Source organism: Zunongwangia mangrovi (assembly GCF_900112105.1).
Lineage (GTDB): Bacteria > Bacteroidota > Bacteroidia > Flavobacteriales > Flavobacteriaceae > Zunongwangia > Zunongwangia mangrovi.
In genome coordinates this window covers 57,398-83,705 of record NZ_FOKV01000007.1, presented here as the reverse complement: position 1 = coordinate 83,705, position 26,308 = coordinate 57,398, and the positions used below count along the sequence as shown (strand labels likewise).

General features: G+C 36.0%; 23 protein-coding genes. 10 read left to right on the top strand and 13 right to left on the bottom strand.

Going from position 1 to position 26,308, the window contains the following annotated elements; genetic code table 11:
• Positions 1-52: 52 nt before the first annotated feature.
• The 8 genes from BM201_RS14250 to BM201_RS14215 all read right to left on the bottom strand — a co-directional run bounded on the left by BM201_RS14250 (position 53) and on the right by BM201_RS14215 (position 13,404).
• Positions 53-1,153: a family 43 glycosylhydrolase gene (locus tag BM201_RS14250; RefSeq protein ID WP_092543786.1), complete on the bottom strand. Its 1,101-nt coding sequence runs from the start codon at positions 1,151-1,153 to the stop codon at positions 53-55.
• 25 nt (positions 1,154-1,178) lie between these two features.
• On the bottom strand, positions 1,179-2,180 hold the full coding sequence (locus BM201_RS14245; RefSeq protein WP_092543784.1) for an arabinan endo-1,5-alpha-L-arabinosidase: 1,002 nt from the start codon (positions 2,178-2,180) through the stop codon (positions 1,179-1,181).
• Complete coding sequence (locus BM201_RS14240; RefSeq protein ID WP_394333749.1) at positions 2,180-3,103, bottom strand: glycoside hydrolase family 43 protein; 924 nt, start codon at positions 3,101-3,103, stop codon at positions 2,180-2,182. Before BM201_RS14240 ends, BM201_RS14245 begins: the two co-directional genes overlap by 1 nt.
• Before the next feature lie 35 nt (positions 3,104-3,138).
• On the bottom strand, positions 3,139-5,523 hold the full coding sequence (locus tag BM201_RS14235; RefSeq protein ID WP_092543780.1) for a glycoside hydrolase family 127 protein: 2,385 nt from the start codon (positions 5,521-5,523) through the stop codon (positions 3,139-3,141).
• 13 nt (positions 5,524-5,536) lie between these two features.
• Entirely contained in the window at positions 5,537-7,108 is a 1,572-nt protein-coding gene (locus BM201_RS14230; RefSeq protein ID WP_245758650.1) for an arabinan endo-1,5-alpha-L-arabinosidase, read from the bottom strand.
• A gap of 46 nt (positions 7,109-7,154) precedes the next feature.
• On the bottom strand, positions 7,155-8,690 hold the full coding sequence (locus BM201_RS14225; RefSeq protein ID WP_092543776.1) for an alpha-N-arabinofuranosidase: 1,536 nt from the start codon (positions 8,688-8,690) through the stop codon (positions 7,155-7,157).
• 71 nt (positions 8,691-8,761) lie between these two features.
• Complete coding sequence (locus BM201_RS14220; RefSeq protein WP_092543774.1) at positions 8,762-10,387, bottom strand: RagB/SusD family nutrient uptake outer membrane protein; 1,626 nt, start codon at positions 10,385-10,387, stop codon at positions 8,762-8,764.
• Positions 10,388-10,398: 11 nt separating this feature from the next.
• A complete protein-coding gene (locus BM201_RS14215) occupies positions 10,399-13,404 on the bottom strand; it encodes a SusC/RagA family TonB-linked outer membrane protein (RefSeq protein ID WP_092543772.1) in 3,006 nt (1,001 codons plus the stop codon).
• Between the two features lie 259 nt (positions 13,405-13,663).
• On the opposite strand from BM201_RS14215, the gene BM201_RS14210 reads away from it, so the two are divergent.
• Positions 13,664-14,353 (top strand): NUDIX hydrolase, encoded by a 690-nt coding sequence (locus BM201_RS14210; protein WP_092543770.1) that lies wholly within the window; start codon positions 13,664-13,666, stop codon positions 14,351-14,353.
• A gap of 174 nt (positions 14,354-14,527) precedes the next feature.
• Here BM201_RS14210 and BM201_RS14205 read toward each other — a convergent pair whose 3' ends face one another.
• Positions 14,528-15,103: a T9SS type A sorting domain-containing protein gene (locus tag BM201_RS14205; RefSeq protein ID WP_092543768.1), complete on the bottom strand. Its 576-nt coding sequence runs from the start codon at positions 15,101-15,103 to the stop codon at positions 14,528-14,530.
• A gap of 218 nt (positions 15,104-15,321) precedes the next feature.
• Between BM201_RS14205 and BM201_RS14200 the strand changes: the two genes are divergently transcribed.
• Positions 15,322-16,200, top strand: coding sequence for a helix-turn-helix domain-containing protein (locus tag BM201_RS14200; protein ID WP_092543766.1), 879 nt, complete (start codon positions 15,322-15,324; stop codon positions 16,198-16,200).
• A gap of 150 nt (positions 16,201-16,350) precedes the next feature.
• Here the strand turns inward: BM201_RS14200 and BM201_RS14195 are convergent, their stop codons facing one another.
• A complete protein-coding gene (locus tag BM201_RS14195) occupies positions 16,351-16,698 on the bottom strand; it encodes a 4Fe-4S binding protein (protein WP_092543764.1) in 348 nt (115 codons plus the stop codon).
• 142 nt (positions 16,699-16,840) lie between these two features.
• Here BM201_RS14195 and BM201_RS14190 point away from each other — a divergent pair, with 142 nt between their 5' ends.
• The 8 genes from BM201_RS14190 (at position 16,841) to BM201_RS14155 (ending at position 24,563) form a co-directional block, all read left to right on the top strand.
• Positions 16,841-17,911, top strand: a complete 1,071-nt coding sequence (locus BM201_RS14190) for an acyl-CoA reductase (protein ID WP_092543763.1) — start codon at positions 16,841-16,843, stop codon at positions 17,909-17,911.
• 193 nt (positions 17,912-18,104) lie between these two features.
• Positions 18,105-19,169: a 3-phosphoserine/phosphohydroxythreonine transaminase gene (gene serC / locus BM201_RS14185; protein WP_092543761.1), complete on the top strand. Its 1,065-nt coding sequence runs from the start codon at positions 18,105-18,107 to the stop codon at positions 19,167-19,169.
• 19 nt (positions 19,170-19,188) lie between these two features.
• Positions 19,189-20,160: an NAD(P)-dependent oxidoreductase gene (locus BM201_RS14180; protein ID WP_092543759.1), complete on the top strand. Its 972-nt coding sequence runs from the start codon at positions 19,189-19,191 to the stop codon at positions 20,158-20,160.
• A gap of 250 nt (positions 20,161-20,410) precedes the next feature.
• The gene (locus BM201_RS14175; protein WP_092543757.1) at positions 20,411-21,022 is read left to right on the top strand and encodes a DUF937 domain-containing protein; all 612 of its coding nucleotides are present in this window, start codon (positions 20,411-20,413) and stop codon (positions 21,020-21,022) included.
• A gap of 26 nt (positions 21,023-21,048) precedes the next feature.
• Entirely contained in the window at positions 21,049-21,474 is a 426-nt protein-coding gene (locus tag BM201_RS14170; RefSeq protein ID WP_092543755.1) for a DUF6146 family protein, read from the top strand.
• Between the two features lie 45 nt (positions 21,475-21,519).
• Positions 21,520-21,822, top strand: a complete 303-nt coding sequence (locus BM201_RS14165) for a DUF6787 family protein (RefSeq protein ID WP_092543753.1) — start codon at positions 21,520-21,522, stop codon at positions 21,820-21,822.
• Positions 21,823-21,834: 12 nt separating this feature from the next.
• Positions 21,835-22,146 (top strand): hypothetical protein, encoded by a 312-nt coding sequence (locus tag BM201_RS14160; protein WP_139219244.1) that lies wholly within the window; start codon positions 21,835-21,837, stop codon positions 22,144-22,146.
• A gap of 71 nt (positions 22,147-22,217) precedes the next feature.
• A complete protein-coding gene (locus BM201_RS14155) occupies positions 22,218-24,563 on the top strand; it encodes a TonB-dependent receptor (RefSeq protein ID WP_175487051.1) in 2,346 nt (781 codons plus the stop codon).
• Positions 24,564-24,641: 78 nt separating this feature from the next.
• Here the strand turns inward: BM201_RS14155 and BM201_RS14150 are convergent, their stop codons facing one another.
• Genes BM201_RS14150 through msrA form a run of 3 tightly spaced genes read right to left on the bottom strand, consistent with a single transcriptional unit; the run spans position 24,642 to position 26,133 of the window.
• Positions 24,642-24,962: a hypothetical protein gene (locus BM201_RS14150; RefSeq protein WP_245758649.1), complete on the bottom strand. Its 321-nt coding sequence runs from the start codon at positions 24,960-24,962 to the stop codon at positions 24,642-24,644.
• A 28-nt stretch (positions 24,963-24,990) separates the two neighbouring features.
• Positions 24,991-25,587: a GTP cyclohydrolase I FolE gene (gene folE, locus BM201_RS14145; RefSeq protein ID WP_092543749.1), complete on the bottom strand. Its 597-nt coding sequence runs from the start codon at positions 25,585-25,587 to the stop codon at positions 24,991-24,993.
• Between the two features lie 9 nt (positions 25,588-25,596).
• A complete protein-coding gene (msrA, locus tag BM201_RS14140; protein WP_092543747.1) occupies positions 25,597-26,133 on the bottom strand; it encodes a peptide-methionine (S)-S-oxide reductase MsrA in 537 nt (178 codons plus the stop codon).
• Between the last annotated feature and the right edge of the window lie 175 nt (positions 26,134-26,308).

Genomic DNA, 26,308 nt, shown 5'->3' with positions numbered 1-26,308 from the left:
TTCAATCCTTAATTCTAAATCCCCATTTTATTCATTTATATCGTTAATCATGTTAGTAGAATTCAAAAACAGGTCTACCGTTTTCATCAAATTTTACTTCCATCAATCTAGCGTGCCGATTAGGATCATACAAAGGATCTGCTTTTATTTCTTCAAGTGATCTTTTATCTGATTCAGGTACCATTTTAGGATCACCAACTGCCTTTTCGTATTCTCTGGCATGATAAATCATTAATGGATCGCCATTTTCGTCTACAGTAAAAGAATTGTGACCTGGCCCATAAATATCTTTTTCTTCATTTGTTTTTAAAACTGGATATCTGGACTTTGTCCAAGAATTTCTATCCAAAAGATCGGCATCTGCATCGGCTTCCATGATTCCCATACTATAACAGGCACCGGTAGCACTGGCCGAAAAAGTGATAAATATCTTACCATCGTTCTTGATCACAGCAGGACCTTCATTCACCCAAAAATCGATACGCTCCCAATCGTAATCTGGCGTAGTTAACATAAACTGAACGGTCTTAAGTTTAATTGGAGATTCCATTTCAGCTAAATATAAATTTGAAGCCGCGAACTGCCCGCCGGTTTTTTCTGCCCAACAGAAATAGCGCTTTCCGTTATGTTCGAATACCGTTCCGTCTAAAGAGAAATCGGTAAAACTTTTGGGATCATTATCGGCAGCCTGCATTTGTCCAAGTTCGATCCAATCGTCTTCTAATGGATCCTGTCCTGAACATTTAATAACATAAGGTCTTAACTTCCAAATGTCGCTTTCTTCGCTTCCCGCAAAATATACGTACCATTCTCCATCCAGAAAATGAATTTCTGGCGCCCAGATATGCCGACTCATAGGTCCGCTTTCGTGCTTTTCCCAAACTCGAACAGGTTTAGCATCCTGCAAACCTTCTATGGTTTTTGCTCGTCTAATTTCAATAGCATCGTAAGTAGGTACAGAGCCAGTAAAATAGTAGTAACCATCTGTATGCTTATAGATAAAAGGATCTGCACGCTGAAGCACGATTGGATCATTAGATCTAACAAAATTTTCACCTTCAGATGTTTCCTGCGCATGTATCTGCGAATAGCTGGCCATTCCGAAAATAGAAAGTGCCACTAAAACCATATTTAATAATGATTTGAACTTCATATTGTTGATTTTACTTGTGAGTTTTTTATTTCAATTTTAGCTGTTTTGGCCATCCGTTTTCCCAACTTAGTTCTTTAATCTTAAGTTTGGGTTTTGCACCATCTTCAGCATCATAAGCATGAAAAAACATATAGTCTTTACCATCGAAAGCGTAAACACTGTTGTGACCGGCGCCATACCAATTTTCATTTCCTTCTACAACCAAACTTCCGCCACCATTAAATAAAGATTTGCCAGATTTATCTAAAAACGGACCTTTTACAGATTTTGAACGACCTACAACAACTTTATAAGTACTATCTTCTCCTCTGCAACATAGATCCCAGGAAATAAACAGGTAATACCAATCTCCTTTTTTGAAAATAAATGGTGCTTCTAAAGCAGCATCTCCAGGATTACTATCGGCGATCTTGAAAGAGCGTTCTCTTCTGGCAATCGTTTCCCATTCCTGTGGTTGCGCAATCGATTTTAAATCGGGGCTTAATTTAACTAATTTCAACCCTTCCCAGAACGAACCAAAACTTAACCAAGGTGTTCCTTCTTCATCAAAAATAAGATTAGGATCGATGGCGTTCCATAAGTCACGGTTAGGGATAGACTGAACAACAATTCCCTGATCTTCCCATTTATAATTAGGACTATCTACATCTAAAGTTTCATTGGTTACTAATCCTATTGCTGAAGTGTTTTTCGCAAATGCTGAAACTGAATAGTACAAATAAAATTTACCTTCAAATTCAGTAATATCAGGTGCCCAGATATGATTTCCAAAATCTGGAACCACATCGTCTGTCCACGCTGGCTTCTCAGCAAAAACAGGAGCTTCATGTTTCCATTCTTTAAGATCTTCCGAAGAAAACATTGAAATTCCCCTACCCGTGCAGAACATATAATATTTTCCGTTAGCCTGAATTGCGACCGGATCGTGAACAATCGTTTCCTCGGTTGGTGTTACTCTTTCTTGTGCTGAACAGAATAAAAAACTATTCAGCAAAATGGACAATATTAGATATTTTGAAGCTTTCATTATTCCTGTATTCCTTCTGAAGTCATGATCACTCTTTTCAAAGTATTATCATCATTATAATACAAACGATCGATACAAACCGAACGTCTAAAACTACCGCCGTGCGTTGGAATGCTTCCGTTATGATAAATAAAATACCATTTGTCTTTAAATTCGATGATCGATTGGTGATTGGTATTAGAATTACCGGCAACTTCATTTAAAATGCCTTTATATTCCCATGGCCCTTCGATAGACTTACTCATCGCGTAAGCTGTTTTCTCCGGAAATTTATAAGCATACGAAAGATAATACCAGTCATCTTTTTTATGAATCCATGGAGCCTCGGTAAAATGCGGAAGATCTACCGTTTGAATTTCACCTTCAAATTCGATCATATTATCCTTCAATTTCACCCAATATAACTGAGTATTTCCCCAATACATATACGCATCGCCATTATCCTCGATCCAAACGGTTGGATCGATATCATCCCAGGAAATCCCTGTATATTCGGTTGTCATATCGTTAGTGATCATTGCGCTACCGCGAGCATCTTTAAAAGGCCCTGTTGGTGAATCTGAAACCGCTACACCAATTGCTTTCCCGTGATGTGTTTCTTCGTGCTGTACGGTTACATACCAGTAAAATTTACCATCTCTTTCGATAACCTGAGCGGCCCAGGCTGCGCCGGTTGCCCATTCAAAATCTGTTGGCTTCAGGGGAACAGGATGTTCTTTCCAATTCACCATATCGGCCGAGCTGTACACTAACCACTCGTGCATTTCGTAACGATCTCTGTCATCTGGCGCCTGATCGTGACCAGCATAGATGTAAACCGAATCCTTATAAACCAAAGCAGCAGGATCCGCAGTGTATTTATCTGTTATAATTGGATTGTTGAAGTTTTCTTCCTGTGCGAGCGTAACCGCTGAAGTTAACATTAGCGCACCACTTAATATTAATTTTGTAAGCTTTCTCATTGTTTTTTCATTAGTCTTACGCCATAAATTCCGGCAGTTCTAGAACCAGCTTCGGCTTCAAAGCGTATAGTTAGGGTATCATTTTCTTGTTCTACGATCTTTTTAGGTAATTCGTAATCCTTTGTAAAGAATTCGGCTCCATTTTCACCTTCTAGATGTTCACGGGCAACCAGCTCTCCATTGACCAAAATCCTGAATTTCCGATCACTATCTTGTCCAAAGTAAGTTAATCTAATTCGTGCAGCTTCGTTATTAGTATCTTTAAATTCGTAGCTAAACCAACCTGTGGCATCACGCCAATGACGATCCTGGTTTACGCCAGCGTTCGAATTTTCGGATTTAATAAAATGATCTGATTCTGGTTGTTGTTCACCGGGGCTCACATAATCGATCGTTTTTTCTTCTAGCTCACGTTCGGCAATTTCCTGTTCTTTTCTTTTTTGCTGAATAGCCTCAAGACCTTCTGGAGTTTGTACCGGTAGATAAATAACATACCTGGAATCGTGGACTTTATAAAAAGGTTCGAATTCCAGATCCTGAAATTCTGAAGGATATAAAACCGATTTTGCTGAAAATCGAAGCTCATTTTTAGAATCTACTTCGACTTTAGAAGCCAGATTTTCTAAATTTTCTAAAAGGAACATTGGTGTTTCAGAAAGTGGTATCTTTTTACCTTCAGCAATATGCCCTCCTCTACTTGTATCTGCAAAAAGACCTTTTAAATCCTCTTTTCCGGTTTTTGCAGCCAAAACTAAAGGCCCATATTTTAAAGATTCGTAATTAGAATCGTCTGGTAGTCTTTCCGAAGAAATATTCATAGGCAAATTCATCGAAATTCGATCTCCATCTTTCCACTTTCTATTAATCGAAATAAAAGAGCCCGGTTTTTTATCGAATTTCACCTCTTTGCCATTTACCTCAACATTAAAACCTTCGCCTGCCCAGGATGGATAACGAAGATTTATAGTCAATTTTTGCGATTTTCGAGTTTCAATTTTAAAAAAAGTTTCTTCTGAATTTGGGAAATCGGTTTCCTGTATCAGTTTAAAATTCTTGGCTGACCAATTTACTTCAGAAGCAATAAAAAGATTTACATATAACTCATCTTCGCTGTGAGCGTAAATCATTTCGTTGTATTTCCCATGATTCTCTAATCCCGAACCTACACAACACCACATACTGGTTTCTGGCTGAGAATACACGCGATAATGGCCGGGACGCATTGGTGTGAAATATACAAATCCGCCTTCTGGATGCTGCGAAGAAAGAATATGATTGTACAATCCCTGCTCGTAAAAATCCATGTATTTTTCTTCAGCATCAGCTAAGAACAACTTTTCGCTTAACTTCAGCATATTATAAGTATTACAGGTTTCTGGGCCTTGTACGCTACTTACCATGCTCGAAAAATCATCGGCTGGATGAAAATGTTCTCTAACACTATTTCCTCCAATAGAAACAGTTCGATTATTCACTACATTTTCCCAGAAATATGTGGCCGCATTATGATAATCCTTATTTTGATCTAAAGCGGCAATAGTTTCAAAACCTATCACTTTTGGAATCTGCGTATTCGCATGCATTCCGTTCAAAATATCTTTGCCGTTCTCTAAAGGATTTAGAACCTGTTTTTGAGTGAAAGCATAAGCCAGATCAAGATATTTTTGATCGCCGGTCATTTTATAGACATCAGCAAAAGTTTCATTTAATCCGCCATGTTCTGAAGCTAACATCTCCTGAATTTGTGCATCGGAAAGATTTGCGGTGATATCGATCATCCAATCGGTTAGATCAATAAGCATTTGCTTTGCATCTTCGTTACCGGCAATAAGATAAGCATCACGCAATCCGGCATACGTTTTATGAATATTATAAAGCGGCACCCAACCACCGTTGAGGCTAAATCCGCCTGCATTTATTTTTCCTTCTGAAATTTCCTTCCAAATTCGGTCACTTTCAGGAATTCCGCCTACGTAACCATTTCCATTGGCATCCTGAGCTTTTTTTAATTCAGCGATCATATAATTTAATCGCTCTAAAGCTTCTTCGCTACCCGCTGAAGCATACATTTGGGCAAGCGCGGTTAAATAATGGCCACCAATATGACCATCTAAACCTGTATTTTCCCAGTTTGGATAACTTTCTGCTTTTGGTTCTAAACCAGCTTCACGTAAAAATGGTGCCAGTAAACGATCTGGATCCATTTGCATGATATAATCCAAATCTGTATGCATTGCTTCTTCAAACATACTTTCATGAAGCTTTACGTCCTTGAGGTCGAAAAGTGAAAGCTGACTTTGTTGCGCAAAACTGGTCGCAGAAAGTATTAGGGTTCCTACAACTAATCCTGTCTTTTTAAAACCGGGAATATTAATTTTCATTCTCTAATTAATTTTATGATTTTTTACCCCAGATAGAATATCCATTATTAGAAATTCCTGCATAGGTAATTGTGGTTCTTCGTGGGGAAGCTTCCCAATCCCATGCTTTATCTATTATAAAATCGTTTCCATTTATTTGCAATATCTGTACAGATTCATCAAAAGACCATGATCCACTAAGCGCACCGCCTAAAGTATGGTTTTCATTAAGCACGATATCTACAGAGGTTTGCATTGTTCTATATTCGTATTGTAAGGTGATTTGCTCCCAATTCCCCAATAAATCTTCTTCGGTTACCGCTTCGTCAGGCACCGCTGCATAACGTTCTGGAGCCACTACCGGCCAGCCATCTGCTGTCCAGTAAATTTCACGAACCTGCCCCATCATCACCGCATTTGATGCATTAATTCCTGGAACACCTTCTGGTAATCTTCCCTGCGAACTATAAAACCATTTTCCTAAAGCTTCATCTTTAAAAACCGTACAATGCGAAATACCAACCCATCCAGGCTGATTATCGAATTTGTAAGGATGGGTTAAAACTGGAAAAGCTTCAGCACCGTTGGTTACGTTGCCACCATCTATTCCAAAATATGGACCTTTAATATTTTCTGAACGTGCTACCCGGGTATTGTATGCAACAGATAACTCATCATAAGCTAAAAATAGATAATAATATCCAGTTTCTTCGTTATAAATAATTTCCGGTGCTTCCAGCGCCTGCCAGCGATTATTGTTAACATCTCCTCTACCTGCGATTCTTGTGCCATAATCTTCCAAAGAATTTAACTCGGTAGGTTTTCCGGTTGTAGGATCTAATTTTAATAATGAAATCCCAGAATGCCACGATCCATAAATTAAATACTGTTCTCCATTTGGAGTTTCGATAAAACTAGGATCTATTGCATTAAATTTGAAATATCCACTCCAGTCACCTCCTCCGTTTCGAGTATAAGTTTCGCGCCCATCAGGCACAGAATTTACCACCATTCCTTTATCTTCCCATTGGTTTGAAGAAAGATCGTTTGTTTCAGCTAAACCTATAAAAGCACGCTCGGTCCAATATTCGGTATTATCATTTCCTATAATAGGATTATGAACTACAATACTGTAATACAATCGATAAGTACCGTTAACCTCTGCAATTTCTGGTGCCCAAAATCCATAATTTGGATTTTCAATTGGATCTAGCGGCGGATCCATTTGTGCTCTAAGACTGTTTAGTGAATCTTTAACCCAGGATGGTACATTCTGAAATGCCATTCCCTGGAAATCCCAATTTACCAGATCTGTTGATCGCCTGTATGGAAAATGACCATTACCTGCATGCGCATTACCATAAGAGGCATCGGTTTGGTACATATAAAAATAATCACCATCCTTAGTAATACTGGGATCGTGAACATTTGCTAAGTTCCATGAAGACCGTTCTGCCCATGATGCCATAGAAGTATAATCATCGCTATACGTTGGACCATCAAAATCTGATTCTTCAATCTCCTCTTCTTCTTCACCTTCAGGTATCCCTGTAAATGAAGTATCATCCTCAGAGCAACTTAATGCTCCGATGATGATTAAAATCATTAATGATCTTTTTAAAAACACTATATTATTTACAATAAACATAGGCTTATTTACTCTCTAAAACCACTACAGAGAATGGAGGTAGTGTCATTTTTAGAGTTCCTTTTTTAAACTTGAAATCTTTAAATTCTGAAGGGGTTATTTTCTTTGGCTCATCAAAAGTATTGTGATCCTGCAACTCTTCTGAAACTAAAATTTCAGCATTAAAATCATCAATATCGAATCCAGAAAGATCGAATTCTACTTCATTTTCTTTTTCAGAATCAATATTTACTGCTGAAATATGTACCACACCAGTGCTATCTTTTGAAGCCGAAACTGATACCGCTGGTAAAGACTCTCCTTCGAATGTATATTCTGGTGAATCAAACTCTACCGGAAGTAATTGCGCATCCTGATGTACTTTATACATTTCCATCACGTGATACGTTGGCGTAAGAAGCATTTTCGCTCCATCGGTTAAGGCTACTGCCTGCAAAACATTAACAGTTTGAGCCAAATTGGCCATTTTTACACGCTTACTATGATTGTTGAAAATGTTTAATGAAACACCCGCAATCATTGCATCACGCATTGTATTTTGCTGATATAAGAATCCAGGATTTGTTCCTTCCTGGACTTCGTACCATCCACCCCACTCGTCTACGATAAGATCGATCTCTCCTTTAGGATCGTATTTATCCATAATTTCGCTATGCTTCGTTACTAGCTCTTCCATCTTTAGCGCTGTTTGCATAGTTGAGAAATATTGAGCTTCATTATAATCTACAGCATCTCCTTTATCTCCCCATTCTACAAAAGAATAAGAGTGTAAAGCCACACCTTCGATCAAACTATTAGGCACATCACGCATTAAAACTTCTGTCCAGTGATAATCGTCTACATTTGCTCCAGAAGCAATTCTGTACAATCCGGTTTCATTATCCCAACTGGTCATAAAAGTTGCATACTGGCGATAAAGATTAGCGTAATATTCTGGTGTCATGTTTCCTCCACAACCCCACATTTCGTTACCAACACCCCAGTATTTCACACCCCAAGGTTTTTCTCTTCCGTTTTCTTTACGAAGATCTGCCATCGGGCTTGTACCGTCATGATTTACATATTGGATCCAATCTGCAAATTCCTTTACTGTACCACTCCCAATGTTAGCAGCAAGGTAAGGCTCTGCACCAAGTTCTTCACAAAGATTTAAAAAGTTGTGAGTACCAAAACTGTTATCCTCTGTAGTTCCTCCCCACCATTGGTTTACAATAGTTGGACGATCTTCTAAAGGACCAATTCCGTCCTTCCAGTGATAGGTATCCGCAAAGCAACCACCCGGCCATCTAAGAATAGGGATTTGAAGATCTTTAAGTGCTTCAATAAGATCTGTACGAACTCCGTCTATATTAGGAATTTCGCTGTCTTCCCCAACGTACAATCCGCCATAGATACAGCGGCCTAAATGTTCTGCAAAATGACCATAAATATTACGGTTAATAACCGGTGCATCCTGATCATTTTTTACGGATACTGTTGTTTGGGCAAATAATCCTAGTGGAAAGCACAGGAATAAAGAAAGGATAAATTTTCTGTTCATAATTCTAATTATTAAATATCAAAGGATAGAACACCATTTATAAATTATAAATGGTGTTCATTTAGTTAAATTTAATATCCTGGGTTTTGTTCCAGATTTGTATTACTATTTAAAGCTGGTTGCGGTATTGGATATAAAGTTCTATAATTTTCACTAGCGGAATGAGAAAACCACGATTTCTGGCTAAAAGCTCCAAATCTTATCATGTCTTGTCTACGGTGTCCTTCCTGATGAAACTCCCATCCAAGTTCATCTAAAAATCTTCCATAAGCGATATCATCTCCACCTTCATTTGTACTTGTGTTTTCGTTTCTTAGGCCATAATCATAGGTAGAACCTCCCATCAACTCGGCCCCAGTAACTTCAGCTTTTTCAGGAGTATCTCTAAAAGAACGTTCTCTTACTGAAGTCACAATTTGTGCGGCCTCGTCACTACTACCACTTCTTAGTAAAGATTCAGCTTTCATCAATAAAATATCCGCGTAACGAAAAACGGGAAAATCATTACTAAGCACGTTAGTTGCTCCCTGAGCAATTTCGAATTTTCCAAGACGATAGCCGTGTATAGCTTCAGACCTGTCTATACTTGGTACTTCATTAATATAATTTAATGGCTCACCATTAAATGCTCCCAACTGCACAGTTAAAGGATCGCCTGCAGAAGAATATTGCTGTCCAAAAATAAAATTATCTATTAATCTACTATCATCAGGATCAAAAGAAGATATAAATTGTGGTGTAGCACAAATACCTCCCCAAGGTGTTTGCAATAAATTGTATGTGGACTGATTTGCAGGTTGCAAAGTTTGCATGTGTAAATCGAATGCATTCCAATTGTCAGTATAAACCTCATCTAAAGCTAATGCAAATATGATTTCTCTAGAGTTTTGATTTTCAACTACGAAATTATTTTTCTGATTTTCTTCTAAATTATACAGTCCAGAGTCGATTACCTCCTGGCAGGCATCTATACAATTTTGCCATTGCGGAGTTCCCGTATATACCTCGGCATTCAAGTAAACTTTAGCAAGCAAAGTATACGCCGCCCATTTGTTGAATCTACCATACATTTCTACTCCAGAATCTTCACTTAGATTGTCTACATTTTCAGTTATTTCACCAACCACGAAATCATAAACTTCCTGTCTGCTATTTTGTTCTGGGGAATAACCTTCTGGAACATCATATTCTGTTTCAATAGGTACATTTCCAAATAAGTCTAATAGCAAATAATAATAAGATGCTCTAAGCACTCTTAATTCAGCTAATGTAGAAATTCTCTCATCTTCTGTAAATGGGATCAAACCTTCTTCAATTTGATAAATCAAACGGTTACAGTTAGTAATACCGCCATAGGTTCTATTCCATGCCTGATTTACTGGATCATCATCTGCAAACCATTCGTGTTGATGAAGACGTTTATATATGCCACCATCTACCCATCCATTAGGTCGTCCCGGTATAATAAAACCATCTGCAGTCACTTCCTGAGTCCGCCATATTCCATTCCACTCTAACATAGTAGATCTCCATGGAACATAAGCTGCACCAACTAATGCTGCAACATCCTCACCCTCTGGAACAAATTCCTCTGAAACTATAGTACTATAGTTTCTATCTTCTAACTCTGTACATCCCCAGATAAAAATTAGGGATAATACAAGAATTGCTATTAATATTCTATTATTAAATTTCATAATGCCTTTAATTAAAATGATACATTAAAACCAAGTGTATAGGTTCTAGTCGTTGGATATTTATCTCTACCATCATTTCCAGGAGATAAACCAGATCGGTTTACCTCTGGGTCTATACCATCGTATCCCGTAAACGTAAATGTATTTAATGTTGAAACGTAAACTCTAGCAGATTTTATGTATTTACCAATCTCACTAAAATTATATCCCAGAGTAATATTATCAATCTTCCAGAAATCTCCATCCTCGATATAGTAACTGTTATATTCTAAAGGTGAAGTTAGCGCTGTTTTTCCAAAAACCGCATCTTCAGAACTTTGAAGGCGATTATAATTATCTATCGTAGGATTTTCAAGGTACATTCTTTCAAAATTTAATATTTGATAATCGAAAGCACCTCTCATTGTAATACTTAAATCAAAATCTTTGTATTTAAAAGTATTATTCCAGTTAGCATAATAATTTGGTAGTCCATTACCAAGTACCTGTTTATCTTCGAAAGAATGACCAAATTCATCATAATTCTGAATTTCTCCAGATGGCGTTTCATAAATCCATCTACCGTCGTCATCAATATCTACTACTTTAAATCCATAGAAGTTTCCAATTGGATCACCCACTCTTACTCTATGAGTAAAAGTTTGAATAGGTTCTCCTGTTCCTCCTGTCGTGAAATAATCATTTTCAGTTTGATAAAGATTATTTGATAAACTTACCAATTCGTTAGAATTTGTAGAGAAACCTACATTTGTACTCCATTGGAAATCCTCTTTATTAATTGGATTAATATTCAGCATTACTTCCAATCCTGAGTTTTTCATTTCACCAACATTAGCTCTTGTAGTACCATAAAGGTTTGGTGGTGTTGGAACAGCGAAATCGAATAAAAGATCTTGTACATTTCTATTATAATAATCTATACTACCACTAACAATATTATTGAAAAGCGTAAAATCTATACCGTAGTTATATTCATGTTTCTCTTCCCATTTTAGATCTGGATTAGGGTTTTGAGATGGTGATAAAGTTCTTACCCATGTATCATTATAATAGAAGTATTGGCCGTATCCCAAAAGAGCAACAGCACCAAAACCTAGTTGATTAGGGATACCGGTTACACCATATCCAAATCTTAGTTTTAAATTATCGATAATATTCGAATTTCTTAGGAATTCTTCTTCAGAAACTCGCCATCCAGCAGAAAACGCTGGGAAAGTACCCCATGGTTCGTTGGTTTTGTATAACTGACTTGCTGCTTCGTGACGTACACTACCCATCAAAAGATATTTATCTTTATAGTTGTAATTTAATCTCCCAAAGAAACCTATCAAATTAGTTTTAGTGGTATTACTTCCCATACCTGCCTGACCTTCTTCCAAACGTCTACCTAAGCCTATATTATGATAGGTGAAAATGTCTGTAGGGAAATCTGAGTTCGTCATATAATAATCTCTGTAATAATTTTCCTGATAACTATAACCTGCTAAAAGATTAAAATCATGATCATCCATTAAGGTTTTAGAGTATTGTGCCGTTAATTCTAGCAAACGATCTTCAGTTTCTCTAGTTCCATTAGAAACAAATCCATTTACTCCACCTCTTACATTAGAGATATGATCTTTAGATTCTGCATATCCCCTGGTTTGATTATATCGAGACAAAGATCCAAGTGCTGAAAGCTTTAAGTCTTCTATAGGCTCATAAGTAAGTTGTGCGTTATATCTCAAAAATTGAGATTTATTTTCCCCATCAGATTCATTTAATCTAGAAACGGGATTATCATAATTGAAATTTCCAGGAACTTCATACCAGCTACCATCAGGATTTTTTATAGGTTCTGTTGGATTTCTAATAAGTGCTTGTCTATATGTATATCCATTAAAGCTTGATCCATCTCCGGTAGTTGTATAATTAACAGAGCGACCTATAATACCTAGATTAATTTTAAGTTTCTCATCAAACATATAATGATTGATGTCTACACGACCTGTAAAAATAGTATTATCAGATTTCAAGAATATTCCTTCAAGATCTCTAAGATTAATTGTTGCCAAATAATTAGTTGTGTTATTCCCTCCTCTTAAGGTTAAATTATGTACCTGGGTAAATGGAGTTTGTGTAATCTCGTCTAGCCAATCTGTACTACTGCCCGCATCAGCTGAAGCGTCTCTCGTACCGTTTTCAATTTGTCTTCTATAGTCACTAGCCGATAAAACATCTAATTGATTAAAAATTTGTTGTGTACTTAAGCTTACTGAATAATCAACCTGATTAGTGTAAGCTCCCGAAGCTCTTTTAGTAGTAATTAAAATAACCCCATTTGTACCTCTGGTACCGTAGATTGCTGCTGCAGAACCGTCTTTAAGTACATCAATAGATTTAATATCCTCTGGAGGAACAGTTTTTAGATCACCAGGGATTCCGTCAATTAAGATCAAAGGGTTTGTATTGCTACCAAGTATAGAACTTGTTCCCCTCAATCGAATTTGCGAACTAGCTGTTGGATCACCGCTAGGCATCGAAATAGAAAGACCAGCAACCTTACCCTGGATTAATTGTCCTGCATCAGTAACGTTGGATTGAATAAAATCTTCAGAATCTACAGAAGAAACCGCACTAGTAAGATCTTCCTTTCTTTGCGTACCATAACCTACTACAACAACGTCATCTAAAGCATTCATGTCTTCAGCTAAAGAAACGTTAATCTCTGTTTGAGTTCCAACCTGTATTTCCTGTTGTTTAAAACCTAAAAATGAAAATACAAGTACATCGTTTTCGCTTGCCTCTATAGAGTAGTTACCATCAATATCGGTGACCGTTCCTGTAGAAGTTCCCTGAATAATTACATTAACACCTGGCAAAGGCATACCATCACCCTCTGATGTTACCATACCAGTAATTAATTCCTGCGATTGCGCAAATGATGACATCCCCAACATCATCATTAATATGAAAAAAAATCGAAAACCTTTTCGTATTTTTCCCACTGCGCTAATTAGTAATTTTGAAATTAGCATAAATTAAACTTTAGTTTTATAAGTGTGAATTTTACATTTCCAAATTTAATTAAAGTTTCATTAAAAAAGCAAATATTTTTTTACATATTTTTAACTATAGCTTATTAAATAAATGAATTTCATAATTCTATCCTGCTCTATACCTGCCATACTGTGGTGTCCTGCTTAGTTTGTTAATTTTTTGATTTACTTTAGAAACCGGTTTCTATTATGATTTACTTTGAAATTATCCTAAATTGGCACTTTTTAAATTCTACCAATGATCCATAGTTATAGTTCTGAAGATAAAGTTCTGCTCGCTGTAGACTGTATCATTTTTGGCTTCGATGAAGAAGAACTTAAAATATTACTTATTAAGCGAGATTTTGAACCCGAACGTGGCAAATGGTCGCTAATGGGTGGATTCCTTAAAAAAGATGAAAATCTGGATCATGCCGCCAATAGAATTTTACATCACCTAACGGGAATCAATAATGTTTACCTGGAACAACTTTATAATTTTAGTAAAGTAGACAGGGATCCGGTAGAAAGAACCTTATCGGTTTCTTATTTTGCTTTGATCAATATCGCCGAGCATAATACTGAACTTACCGAAAATTATTCAGCAAAGTGGTTTACGCTTTCTGAAGCTCCAGATCTAATTTTTGACCATAGTAAGATGGTAAAGCACGCGATTAGTAGATTACGATACCGTGCTTCAAACGGTCCCATTGGCTTCGAATTACTACCTGAGAAATTTACGATGAGACAACTTCAGAAATTATATGAAGCAATCTTAGGGGAAGAATTGGATAAACGTAACTTCATCAATAAAATAAACTCTTTTGATATTTTAGTGAAATTGGATGAAAAAGACATGAGTTCTTCCAGAAAAGGAAGCTTCCTATATAAATTTGATCAGGAAAAATATAAAAGAAAAACCGACGATGGTTTTTCATTCAAACTTTAATTAATACAAATCCAAAACCTCGGCACAATCCCTTGAGGTATAAATAGAAAATCTTTAAAAGCCTCGATTCAGATCTCTATAAATCAAACGCTTAAATAAATATTAAATTAAAAAAGCCGACTAATAATTTAGTCGGCTTTTTCTATTAAGTTGATTGGAATTTATTCCAAGGTCTTATCCTAATGTGATAGTTTTAGTAATTGTACGCTCTCCTACTTTTAAAGAAATTAAATATTCTCCTGCAGGTACTTCAGAGAAATCAAAAGTTTTCTTTACCACAAGGTCATTGTTTGTTGAAGAAGACATTAAAGTTCCTTCAGCATCGTAAATTCTAAATGTTGCATCTTCGTAACCTGGGTTTGTAAAAGAAACTAACACTTTATCTTCTAAAGTTTTGTAGAAAGGCTTAAAGAAAATTTTAGATTCTGTTTTATTTACAGTTACGCCATCAGCATTTTTAGTGATCACTGTAGTTAAAATACTATCATTTTTCTCGAAATTTAAAAAGTAAGTTCCAGAAGGAATGCTGTGAAGGTCTAAAGCTTTTTTATAAGAAGACTCCATTAAAGCATCTTTAAAAAGAACCTCTCCATTCATATCTGCTAAAATTAGTGTAGATCCTTCTTGAGTATTATCTAACTCTACTACTAATTTTTCTTCGCTCACCTTTACTTCTATGTCTTTAGCGTTCAAAGTATTACCTAATACTAATGCTAAAACCAAAACTGTTGCTTTAAATAGATTTTTCATGATTTTCGGTGTTTTTGTTAAATTACTAATTATCCTGCAACAAATATAGAGTGAAACTTATGTGAAGCTTAATAGAAAATAAACTAAAATATGTGCTATTTTAACCGAAAATATTATCGTAAATGGTTAATTTTGCAATGAGAACATTTTTAGGTTAATTTTCGACATAATAAAATATCCATAATTTGAAGTTCCAATTCAGCTAAAACGTTATCGATATGATAAAATCACAAAAAGCAGTTTTCGAAAAGGTTGAACCTCAATTTGGTAGTTCGTTTAAATACCAAACATTTGATCATAGTTCACCTAATAAAAACAATAATTTTTGGCACTATCATCCAGAGATAGAACTGGTTTATATAAGTAGTGGCTCAGGAAAAAGGCAAATTGGTAGCCATGTTTCTTTTTATAGACAAGGAGATCTTATACTTATTGGTTCTAATTTACCTCACTGTGGTTTTACCACTAAATTGAACAGGTACGAAAGAGAAACGGTAATCCAAATTCATCCAGATTTTCTTGGAGAAACATTTTTTAATATTCCTGAAACAAAAAATATTGTCACCTTATTAGAAAAAGCAAAAAAAGGAATTGTTTTTCACGGGGAAGATAAAAGATATATTGGTGAAAAGATCGAAGAACTAAAACACCGCTCACCTTTTGGGCGGCTGGTAGCCTTACTGGAGATCTTTAAACATTTAGAAGAAGCAAGAAATTATACCATTCTTAATGCTCAGGGTTTTGTACTAGAAACCGAACTTCAGGATAATAATCGTATTAATCAAATCTTTAATTTTGTAAAGGAAGAATTTAAAAGAACTATTGTTTTAGAAGAAGTTGCCGAGCTTACCAGTATGACGGTACCCGCCTTTTGCCGATTCTTTAAAAAGATCACAGGTAAAACATTTACGCAGTTCGTTAACGAATATCGCCTGGCACACGCAGCCAAACTTTTACATGAAGAGCAAATGAGTATTACTGATATTTGTTTTGAATGCGGCTTTAATAACTTTAGTCATTTTAATAAGCAATTTAAAAAGTTTACCGGTAAATCACCTTCTAAGTATAGAAACGAATTACGAGTAAATATCTCGTAAACTACCTCGGAGCAAGCCCTCTAGGCATACGTTGGAAACAAATTTTTAATTTCGAGGCAAGCCTCTGGGTATTATACGCTTTGGCGGTGCCAATAAAAAAAGTCCGTTTAAGAAAACGGACTTTTATATTCTGAAAATTAATCTTAGTGACTAATCGTGCATAAACTTTTGTTTGGTCAAAAGTTCTTCTTCACTCTCTACATGATCATCATCTGGAACACAACAATCTACCGGGCATACTGCCGCACATTGTGGTTCTTCATGAAAACCTTTACACTCTGTACATTTATCTGGTACGATATAATAAAACTCGTCACTTACTGGTTCCTGGGCTTCTTCAGCATTAGCCTCTGTCCCAGATGGTAATACGATATCACCAGAAAGATCTGTACCATCTGCATAACGCCAGTCATCTGCTCCCTCGTAAATTGCTGTATTAGGGCATTCTGGTTCGCAAGCGCCGCAGTTTATACATTCATCTGTTATAATGATTGCCATAGCTGTTTTTTTAGTTTGTAAAAATAAGGCGATTCTTCAGTTTTGCTTCCAGTTTTAGGAAATTTTATAGTTTTTCCAGTTAGGAAGTTTTAATTTCGCTGTTACAAATTTAACGTGAAGGCTTTTCATAACCAAATTAGGAATGACAATTAAAGAACGTATTTCATATTTTTCAAAATTGGGCGATTTTCTTAAGAATTTTAATGCTGAAAGTGATTCAGCGCTAAATCTTTCAGAAATCGATAAAAAATATTTCGACGAACTGGAATACAAAATCAATTCAGCAGTACATTATAATGGCTGGTTTACCAGAGACAATGTTCTATTCGCTCTAAAACAATGGAGTGAAGCTTTAACTACGGCTAATCTTGAAGCCTGGGTAAAAGATTATGCGATTAAAGACGATATTTCACCAAAAACCATTGCTATCATTATGGCCGGAAATATTCCGCTGGTTGGTTTCCATGATTTTTTGAGTGTTTTAATCTCTGGTAATAATGTGCTTATAAAGCCATCTGATAATGATAAGCAGCTTTTGCCAATTTTGTGTAATTATTTAGCTGAATTAAATAACGAATTCGAATCTAAGATCACCTTCACCCAGGAGAAATTAGAGAATTTTGATGCCGTTATAGCTACCGGAAGCAATAACACCGCGCGCTATTTTGAATATTACTTTAAGAATAAACCCAATATTATACGTAAAAACCGAAACTCGGTTGCCATTATTCGCGGTGATGAAACCGAAACCGAATTAAAGGCCTTAGCTGAAGATATTTTTAGATACTACGGCCTGGGTTGTCGTAATGTCTCTAAATTATTTTTGCCTAAAAATTACGATTTTGACCATTTCTATAAAGGAATTTATCATTGGAACGATATTATTAATCAAAATAAATACGCCAATAACTACGATTATAATAAAGCCGTGTATTTAATGAGTGAATTTAATATTCTGGATAACGGATTTTTAATGCTGAAAGAAGATGAAGGTTTTGGATCACCAATTTCAGTACTTTTCTATGAATATTATGAGGATGAAGCACAACTTCAGCAAGAATTGGAAGAAAAAGCAGATCAATTACAATGTGTGGTAAGAAAAGAAGCTTCAGCAAAAAATGAAGTGAAATTTGGCGAAACTCAGCAACCACAACTTTGGGATTATGCAGACGGCGTAGACACGCTGCAATTTTTAATCGATTTAAACCAGTAAACTAGCTAGGGGCAAACCCACGAGGTAATCGTTAGAAACAAATTTTTAATTTCAAGGCAAGCCTCGAGATATTAAACCCTTTGGCGGCGCCAATAAATTTGGCGCTGTTTTTATCGAATTTTGATAAGTCATTTTAAAATTTACGACATACAGCAAAGAAAAGCTCCATTTAAGAGCTTAACCTAAATACCATATGAAAAAACATAATTTTAGCGCAGGACCTTGCATTTTGCCACAAGAAGTTTTCGAAAAAGCTTCTGCAGCAGTATTGGATTTTAATAATAGCGGACTTTCAATTCTTGAAATTTCGCATCGTAGTGAAGCTTTTGTTTCAGTTATCGAAGAGGCTCGCGCTTTGGTTTTAGAACTTTTAGGACTTCAGAATAAAGGATACCAGGCGCTATTTTTACATGGTGGTGCCAGTATGCAGTTTTTAATGGTTGCTTATAATTTATTGCAGAAAAAAGCCGCTTACACCAACACAGGAACATGGAGTAGCAAAGCGATTAAAGAAGCTAAACTGTTTGGAGAGGTGCAGGAAATTGCTTCTTCTAAAGACAAAAACTTCAACTATATTCCTAAAGATTACAGCATTCCTGCCGATGCAGATTATTTTCACTGCACCAGTAACAATACTATTTATGGAACGCAGATGAAATCTTTCCCAAAAACCGATGTGCCATTGGTTTGCGATATGAGTAGTGATATTTTATCAAGAACGATGGATTTTAGTCAGTTTGATTTGATCTATGCCGGTGCACAGAAAAATATGGGACCAGCGGGTGTAACGCTTGCCGTGGTGAAAGAAGATATTTTAGGAAAAGTAGAGCGTCAAATTCCATCGATGATGAATTACCAGGTTCATATCGATAAAGACAGTATGTTTAACACGCCATCTGTTTTTGCCATTTATACTTCTTTACTGAATTTAAGATGGCTTAAAAATTTAGGCGGAATTGCAGGAATTGAAGATCAAAACAATAAAAAAGCAAACTTGCTTTATGCTGAAATAGATCGAAATCCATTGTTTAAAGGTTTTGCTGAAAAAGAAGATCGCTCTACCATGAACCCAACTTTTAACCTTGTAGAAGCTGCCGATAAAGCGACTTTCGATAAACTTTGGAAAGAAGCCAATATTAACGGAATTAATGGCCACAGAAGTGTTGGTGGTTATCGTGCTTCGATGTATAACGCGATGCCTCTAGAAAGCGTGCAGGTTTTGGTTGATGTTATGCAGCATTTTGAAAAGATTTCATAAATACGAAAAATAAAAATTCATGAATATTTTAGTTACCGATGGGCTTTCACAAGCCGCAGTTTCTCAATTAACCGAAGCTGGCTTTAATGTTTTATCTGTGAAGGTTGCCCAATCTCAGCTAAAAGAATATATCAATGCAAAAAACATTGAAGGGATAATTTCGCGCACAACATTTATAGAAAATGAAGTTGTTACGGGTGCGCCTCAGCTAAAATTTATCGCTGTAATTGGTGACGAGCAGGTAGTAAGTTCTGTTGCTGAAGCCGAGAAAAATGGGATTCAGTTTATCAATGCTCCTGTTGCTGCAACAAGATCTGTAGCCGAACTTGTTTTTGCTCATATTCTTGGTGGAAGCCGATTTTTACATCACTCTAACCGAAATATGCCACTGGAAGGCGATATGAACTTTAAGGACCTAAGAAACTTTTATTCAGGCGGAATCGAACTTCAGGGAAAAACAATAGGAATTATTGGTTTTGGAAAAATTGGTCAGGAAATAGCCAAAATCGCCTTAGGTTTTGGGATGAAGGTTATCGCTACAGATCCTAATGTAGTTGGTGCTAAACTTCAACTTAAAATTCAGGATCAAAATATCGAAATTGGATTAAAAACGATGAATTTAGAGCAGGTTTTAGAAAATTCAGATATCATTTCTTTAAGTGTTTCTGAACAGAAAAAACCAATTATTGGAGCTAAAGAAATCGCTTTAATGAAACCAAATGCAGGAATTGTAAATATTTCTAACGGAAATGCGATCGATGAAGAAGCTCTTATTGAAGCCTTAGAAGATGCTAAATTGAAATTTGCCGGTTTAGATACTTACGATAACGAGCCTACACCGGCCATAAAACTTTTAATGAACGAGCGTATTTCTTTAACGCCGCATATTGGCGGACTAACAGGCGCAGCGATAGATAATGCTGGCGATGTAATTGCAAAAGAAATTATTGGCAAATTTCATGGAAAGTCGGGAATGGATTTCTTTAAGTAAAATAATAAAGGCTTACCACCTCCAAATCAAATAATTAAAAAACCCAGTCTGGAAATGTCGATTTTCAGACTGGGTTTTATTTTTAGTTCGATATTCTATGAGTTTTATCTATTTTCTAGAATGATATTATAATAAAGCTTTAACAGCGATGCCAGTTAATATTGCTTAACTTCAAATAAGTTGTCGGCAGCTAGATTTGTACATTCTAAAGCCGATTTTTAATCTCGAAAATTTAAACTAAAAAATCTTTATGGCCTCGATATTAGACGTTTTAAATACTAATTTAGGAAAGCAGCTTATCAATAAAGCTTCCAAGGAAACTGGTGAAAGTAATAATAATGTTGCTTCAGTTCTAGGCATGGTGCTTCCATTGATCCTGGGGAATTTCAAGAATAAAATACAGGAAGGCCATGAAGAAGCTTTAACCGAAATGCTTGAAGAAGCTCCAGATCCTTTTAAATTCATGAAGGTTTTTTCAGAAAAAGAAACAAACGATTTATTGGATTGCGGTAATGATTATGGCGAAATCATTTTAGGCGAAAACTTCAGCGCTATTACCAATACGATTAGTGAATCCTGCCTTATTGAGGAAAATTCAGTAAAAAAAATAACCGCGATTTCGATTCCGGTTGTGGTGGCGATTTTAAGTATTCAGAAGAAAAAAGAAAACTTAACCAATAATGATATTGAATTCTTAATTGATAATGCTTTAGGAAATTCTTCGAAATATAATAATTCTTTTCTTGAAACAATTTTGGATACAGAAGACGACCCTAATATCATTCCTAAGGCCTCTGAAATGATTCTTGGAAAAGAAAATAAAAAAGATAGTATTTTAAAAGGCTATACAGGCGGGAAATAAATTACTTTTTTAACTAAATTGCCACAATGAAAAATTTACTCTATATACTTTTAATGGTGCTGTTTGTGTACAGCTGCGGTTTAACCAAAAACAATGGACGAAGCGGTAAAAACAACGCTACTGAAAATGATACGGTAAGAATCGCCAATGATAGTTTGGAATACGAAATTATAATTATCGAGCCGGGCTTCAATCTTTTTATTAATAGTATAGCAAGACCAGAAGGCTACTATTCGCAAAGTTATTTAGAGAATAAAAATCAGATTTTAGTGAACGATTATAACAATCGTGTTCGCCAACCTATGCGCTATAATACGAATCTTTATGTGCAGGAGATCAATTATAATCCCCAGATAGATTATGGCTACGAAGTAAACTATTTACTGTACAATTATTTTGTCTATATAAGCAGGCAATATAATCAGCGATTTAGCGTGCCCACACGTATTTAAGTGCTTAAGACTTTAAAACTTAATTCCTTTTAATATCTTTGCAGCATGGAGAAATTAAAAGAACGTTGGGGATTAACATCTAACCGCCAGGTGGTTGTTGTCCTATTAGTTTTTGCAATTACAGGATCTACGGCTGCAAAATTAGCTGCACCGGTAACCGCATTTTTAGGAATTACTCCGCAGCACGAATGGTATATTTACTGGCCTGCAAGAATTCTATTTTTGTTTCCTATTTACCAGGTTTTACTGGTAGTGATTGGCTGGATCTTTGGTCAGTTTGAATTTTTCTGGGCGTTTGAAAAGAAAATGCTTAGTCGCTTAGGTTTTGGTAAATTCTTTAAAGACTAGATGATTAAAACGTTGAAAAAAATATTTTTTGTTTTTGCGGCGTTTATCATCGTATTCCCGGCAATTGCCAACTTTATTCATATTTTTAGCGGCCACCAGCATGGGCTTTGTGATAATTATGCTAAGCAGCATATTCATCATCCAGATCTAGATTGTAATCTTCATAAATTTCATCAAAACCCAGCATTAAATCTTGAAATTCTACATTTTGAGCCTGTTGTTTTCACAAAGCAGGTAAAACATAGTTTTAGTTTCTACAAATTTTTAAACGATTTTCAATATCGATTATTTGAGCTTAGAGGGCCACCTTCTTTGATCGCTTAATCATATTACCCCAATCCTTTATCACAATCGAAAAAGGACAAATTCTATTTAATCGTTTAAAATCCCATACAATGAGAAAATTACTCATTACACTGCTATTTGTAGCAGTATCCCCTATTTTATTAGCACAAAATCAATTTAGTGGAAATGTAAAAAATCAGGAAACAGGTGAAGCTGTTTTTAGCGCTACCGTATATTTTCCAAGACTAGAAAAAGGAACTACTACAGATGTTGATGGTAATTTCACCATCAAAAATTTACCTTCAGGAAATTATAAACTTGTTGTTTCTTCGATAGGTTTTACTTCTTACTCGAAAGAAGTTAGCATTCCTTCAGATAATTTTGAGCTGGTTTTAAAACCTTCAGCTGTAGAGATGGAAGAAGTGATCGTTTCTACTCCTTTTCATCAATTACAGAGCGAAAATGTGATGCGAGTGGAACGCGAAAGTGTTTCAGAATTAAATAAAATAGGAGCAGTAACTCTAGCAGATGGTATTTCACAAATAGCTGGGGTAGAAAATCTTAGTACCGGTGTTGGTATAGGTAAACCCGTAATTCGTGGTTTAAGCTCTAATCGTGTACTTACTTACACTCAGGGTGTTCGTATGGAAAATCAGCAGTTTGGCGGCGAACATGGCCTTGGTATTAGCTCTAAAGGTATTGGAAGCGTGGAAGTGATTAAAGGCCCTGCTTCCCTACTCTACGGAAGTGATGCGATTGGTGGGGTATTATATCTAAATCCAGAGCAATATGCTTCAGCCGGAACTACAAGTGCTGAAGTTAATGGTGATTATTTCAGTAATACTTTGGGGTATCAGGCCAGCGCAATGGCAAAAACTTCAGGAGAAAAATTAAAATTTATCGCCCGCGGAAGTTTAGCGGAGCATTCAGATTACGAAACTGGTAATAGTGAACGCGTAACCAATACAAGATTCAACGAAAAAGATCTTAAAACCGGAATTGCATATCAAAACGAAAAATTTAAATCTGATCTTCGATATAATTTTAACCGAAGTGAAATTGGTATTCCTGAAGAAATAGGCACTCAAACTACTTCTAAAACTTTAGTGCTTCCATACCAGCAGATCGATAACCATATTTTGAGTTTAGATAATAAGATTTACTTCGCAAATTCTAGCCTGGATGCAAAATTTGGATATCAGATTAACAACAGAAAAGAATTTGAAGATCATCATGATCACGAAGATGAACACGATGAGCATGCTGAAGAGGAGCATGAACATGAGGAAGAACATGAAGATGAGCACGGAGATGAGCATGAAGAAGAGCATGGAGATGAACATGGAGATGAACATGATGAAGAAAGTGAAGAATTACTTCCTGCTCTAGACATGGAGCTGGAAACCTTTAATTATAATATTAAATATAATCTTCCAAAATTAGGGAAGTTTGAGACCATTGCCGGAATCCAAGGTATGTGGCAAGAAAATAGGAACACTGGTGAGGAGATCTTAATTCCAGATGCCCAAACAGTAGATTTTGGTGTTTTTGCAACAACACATTTGCATTTAAGTGCCTGGGATTTCCAGGCTGGTTTACGCTATGATACTCGTAATATCGATAGCGAAACGCATGGTCACGAAGGCGAAACCGGTTATATGGAAGCGGTAGATCGAACTTTTAACAGTGTAAATGGAGCTTTTGGCGCGAAATATCAATTTTCCGATAATTTAAATGCGAGATTAAATCTTGCAAGCGGATTTAGAGCACCTAATTTAGCTGAACTTACCAGTAATGGTTCTCACCACGGCGCAAACCGCTATGAAGTTGGAAACCCTGAATTAGATAATGAACAAAACTTCCAGGTAGATTTATCTTTAGAATGGAGAAACGAACATTTTGAAGCTTTTGCCAATGCTTTTCATAATACCATAAACGACTATATTTATTTATCGCCAACGGGAGAAAGTATTGATGAAAATCCTGTTTATGATTACATACAGGACGATGCCGAATTATACGGTGGTGAAGTTGGAGTTCATGTGCATCCACACCCTTGGGACTGGATGCATATCGAAAGTAGTTTCGAAACAGTTACCGGAAAAAGAGACGATGACACTTATCTTCCGTTAATTCCTGCAAACAGTATTACAAACACATTTAGAGTCGAATTTAATCAGGGTGAAATTATCGAAAATAAGTATGCATTTGTTCGACTTAAAAACGTATTTGATAAAGAAAACACCAGTTATTTTGAAACTAGAACCGGTGGATATTCTTTATTGGGAGCAGGATTTGGTGGCCGTGTGCAACTGGCAGATTCTGAAGTTCAGATCTCGGTTAACGGAAACAACCTCTTAGACAAAACTTATATCTCTCATTTATCCAGATTAAAAACGGATGGTATTGCCAATATTGGCCGAAATATCATGGTGTCTTTACAATGGTTTTTATAAAACTATAAAATAAAAGCAATAAAAAAAGCCTGTTTGAATATCTCAAACAGGCTTTCGCTATATAAGGGGATTCCTGGTTTAATAACTTTCTACTTCTATGGTTCTTACCTTTTGCTCTGGTTCTTTCTTGAAAACAAAAGTATAAATATACATTAGAGTAAAGGTTGGGATAATATCTGTTAATGGTAAGATCTCTTCTATAAATACAATTGCTGAAGCTAACTTTCCATTTCTACCTGGATACATTTCTCGCATTTTACGAGCCGCAAATGGTGCCCATAAAATATCTAAAAAAGGACCAATTACTGGAATACCTACTGTTAGCATACCAATGGCATCTAACATTAAACCCTTTAAAAATAATTTATCTTTTAGCATCTTTTCTTTGTGTTGATTCATTTAATAGAATCAAATAAGATGCCAGTTTTTATGAAAGGTCTGAGCTTATGAGTTTTAAAAACTCATTTCTGGTCTCTATTTTTTCAAATTGTCCTCTAAACCCAGATGTTGTAGTGGTACTATTTTGCTTTTGCACGCCACGCATCATCATGCACATGTGTTGTGCTTCGATAACTACCGCAACTCCCTGTGGTTTTAATGTGTTATTTAAACATTCCAGTATATCGTGAGTTAAACGCTCCTGCACTTGTAATCTTCTCGCAAATACATCTACGATTCTTGGCAGTTTACTTAATCCAACAATATGGCCGTTTGGAATGTAGGCAATATGTGCTTTTCCAAAGAACGGAAGCATATGATGTTCGCAAAGTGAATAGAGCTCGATATTTTTAACCACCACCATTTCATCATAATCTTCCTTAAACATGGCTTTCTTCAAGATCTTCTCTGCATCCAGTTCGTAACCCTGTGTGAGAAATTGCATCGCTTTAGCAGCACGCTCTGGTGTTTTCAAAACACCTTCCCTATCGGGATCTTCCCCTAACTCTGTAATTATACTTTTGTAATTATCTTTAAGAGAACTGGTCACTTCTATCGAATATTCTTCAAAACTTTGATAAGCCATATCGGGAATTTATTTCTTTAATTTTTCAGCAAAAAGTGATTGTAATTTATGGATTTTTGGATCGATAATATATTGACAATATGGCTGACTAGGATGCTCATTATAAAAATTATGATGCTCTGCTTCAGCTTCATAAAAAGTTGAAGCCTCAGTAATTTCAGTAACAATAGGATCTTTGAAAACCTCCTGCGCCTCTAATTCCGCTATAACCTGTTCTGCGATCTGCTTCTGTTCTTCAGAATGATAAAAAATTGCGCTACGATATTGCGTTCCTACATCATTTTGCTGGCGATTTAAAGTCGTAGGATCGTGAGTAGAAAAGAATATTAATAATAACTCCTGAAAACTTATAATCTTGGGATCGTAGTTAAACTGAATTCCTTCAGCATGACCCGTTCTACCGGTGACCACTTCACGATACGGTGGGTTTTTAATAAAACCTCCCGTAAAGCCAGAAATCACATTACTTACACCTTCTAATCGCTGAAAAACAGCTTCTGTACACCAAAAACATCCTGCAGCTAATGTTGCTACTTTCTCTTTCATAACAAAAATGATTTTTTCAAATGTAAGGCATCGCTTAAAAAACGCATAGGCTATTTGGCTAATTTTAGCAAATGTTACGATAAATATTTATTACTGAAATTGCACAATTTCAATTAAAAATATTTTAAGCTTGGGGGTGGCGATTTATTTGGCTAATTTTCGGGCACTTTACAGA

Bases quoted from the DNA above. Each gene is read 5' to 3' on its own strand.
- BM201_RS14215 (WP_092543772.1), bottom strand. From the start codon at position 13,404: ATGCTAATTTCAAAATTACTAATTAGCGCAGTGGGAAAAATACGAAAA.
- BM201_RS14250 (WP_092543786.1), bottom strand. From the start codon at position 1,153: ATGAAGTTCAAATCATTATTAAATATGGTTTTAGTGGCACTTTCTATT.
- BM201_RS14225 (WP_092543776.1), bottom strand. From the start codon at position 8,690: ATGAACAGAAAATTTATCCTTTCTTTATTCCTGTGCTTTCCACTAGGA.
- serC (WP_092543761.1), top strand. From the start codon at position 18,105: ATGAAAAAACATAATTTTAGCGCAGGACCTTGCATTTTGCCACAAGAA.
- BM201_RS14155 (WP_175487051.1), top strand. From the start codon at position 22,218: ATGAGAAAATTACTCATTACACTGCTATTTGTAGCAGTATCCCCTATT.
- BM201_RS14240 (WP_394333749.1), bottom strand. From the start codon at position 3,103: ATGTTAACTTCAGCGGTTACGCTCGCACAGGAAGAAAACTTCAACAAT.
- BM201_RS14230 (WP_245758650.1), bottom strand. From the start codon at position 7,108: ATGATTTTAATCATCATCGGAGCATTAAGTTGCTCTGAGGATGATACT.
- BM201_RS14245 (WP_092543784.1), bottom strand. From the start codon at position 2,180: ATGAAAGCTTCAAAATATCTAATATTGTCCATTTTGCTGAATAGTTTT.
- BM201_RS14190 (WP_092543763.1), top strand. From the start codon at position 16,841: ATGACAATTAAAGAACGTATTTCATATTTTTCAAAATTGGGCGATTTT.
- BM201_RS14205 (WP_092543768.1), bottom strand. From the start codon at position 15,103: ATGAAAAATCTATTTAAAGCAACAGTTTTGGTTTTAGCATTAGTATTA.
- BM201_RS14150 (WP_245758649.1), bottom strand. From the start codon at position 24,962: ATGAATCAACACAAAGAAAAGATGCTAAAAGATAAATTATTTTTAAAG.
- BM201_RS14165 (WP_092543753.1), top strand. From the start codon at position 21,520: ATGGAGAAATTAAAAGAACGTTGGGGATTAACATCTAACCGCCAGGTG.
- BM201_RS14170 (WP_092543755.1), top strand. From the start codon at position 21,049: ATGAAAAATTTACTCTATATACTTTTAATGGTGCTGTTTGTGTACAGC.
- msrA (WP_092543747.1), bottom strand. From the start codon at position 26,133: ATGAAAGAGAAAGTAGCAACATTAGCTGCAGGATGTTTTTGGTGTACA.
- BM201_RS14220 (WP_092543774.1), bottom strand. From the start codon at position 10,387: ATGAAATTTAATAATAGAATATTAATAGCAATTCTTGTATTATCCCTA.
- BM201_RS14195 (WP_092543764.1), bottom strand. From the start codon at position 16,698: ATGGCAATCATTATAACAGATGAATGTATAAACTGCGGCGCTTGCGAA.
- BM201_RS14200 (WP_092543766.1), top strand. From the start codon at position 15,322: ATGATAAAATCACAAAAAGCAGTTTTCGAAAAGGTTGAACCTCAATTT.
- BM201_RS14235 (WP_092543780.1), bottom strand. From the start codon at position 5,523: ATGAAAATTAATATTCCCGGTTTTAAAAAGACAGGATTAGTTGTAGGA.
- folE (WP_092543749.1), bottom strand. From the start codon at position 25,587: ATGGCTTATCAAAGTTTTGAAGAATATTCGATAGAAGTGACCAGTTCT.
- BM201_RS14175 (WP_092543757.1), top strand. From the start codon at position 20,411: ATGGCCTCGATATTAGACGTTTTAAATACTAATTTAGGAAAGCAGCTT.
- BM201_RS14180 (WP_092543759.1), top strand. From the start codon at position 19,189: ATGAATATTTTAGTTACCGATGGGCTTTCACAAGCCGCAGTTTCTCAA.
- BM201_RS14210 (WP_092543770.1), top strand. From the start codon at position 13,664: ATGATCCATAGTTATAGTTCTGAAGATAAAGTTCTGCTCGCTGTAGAC.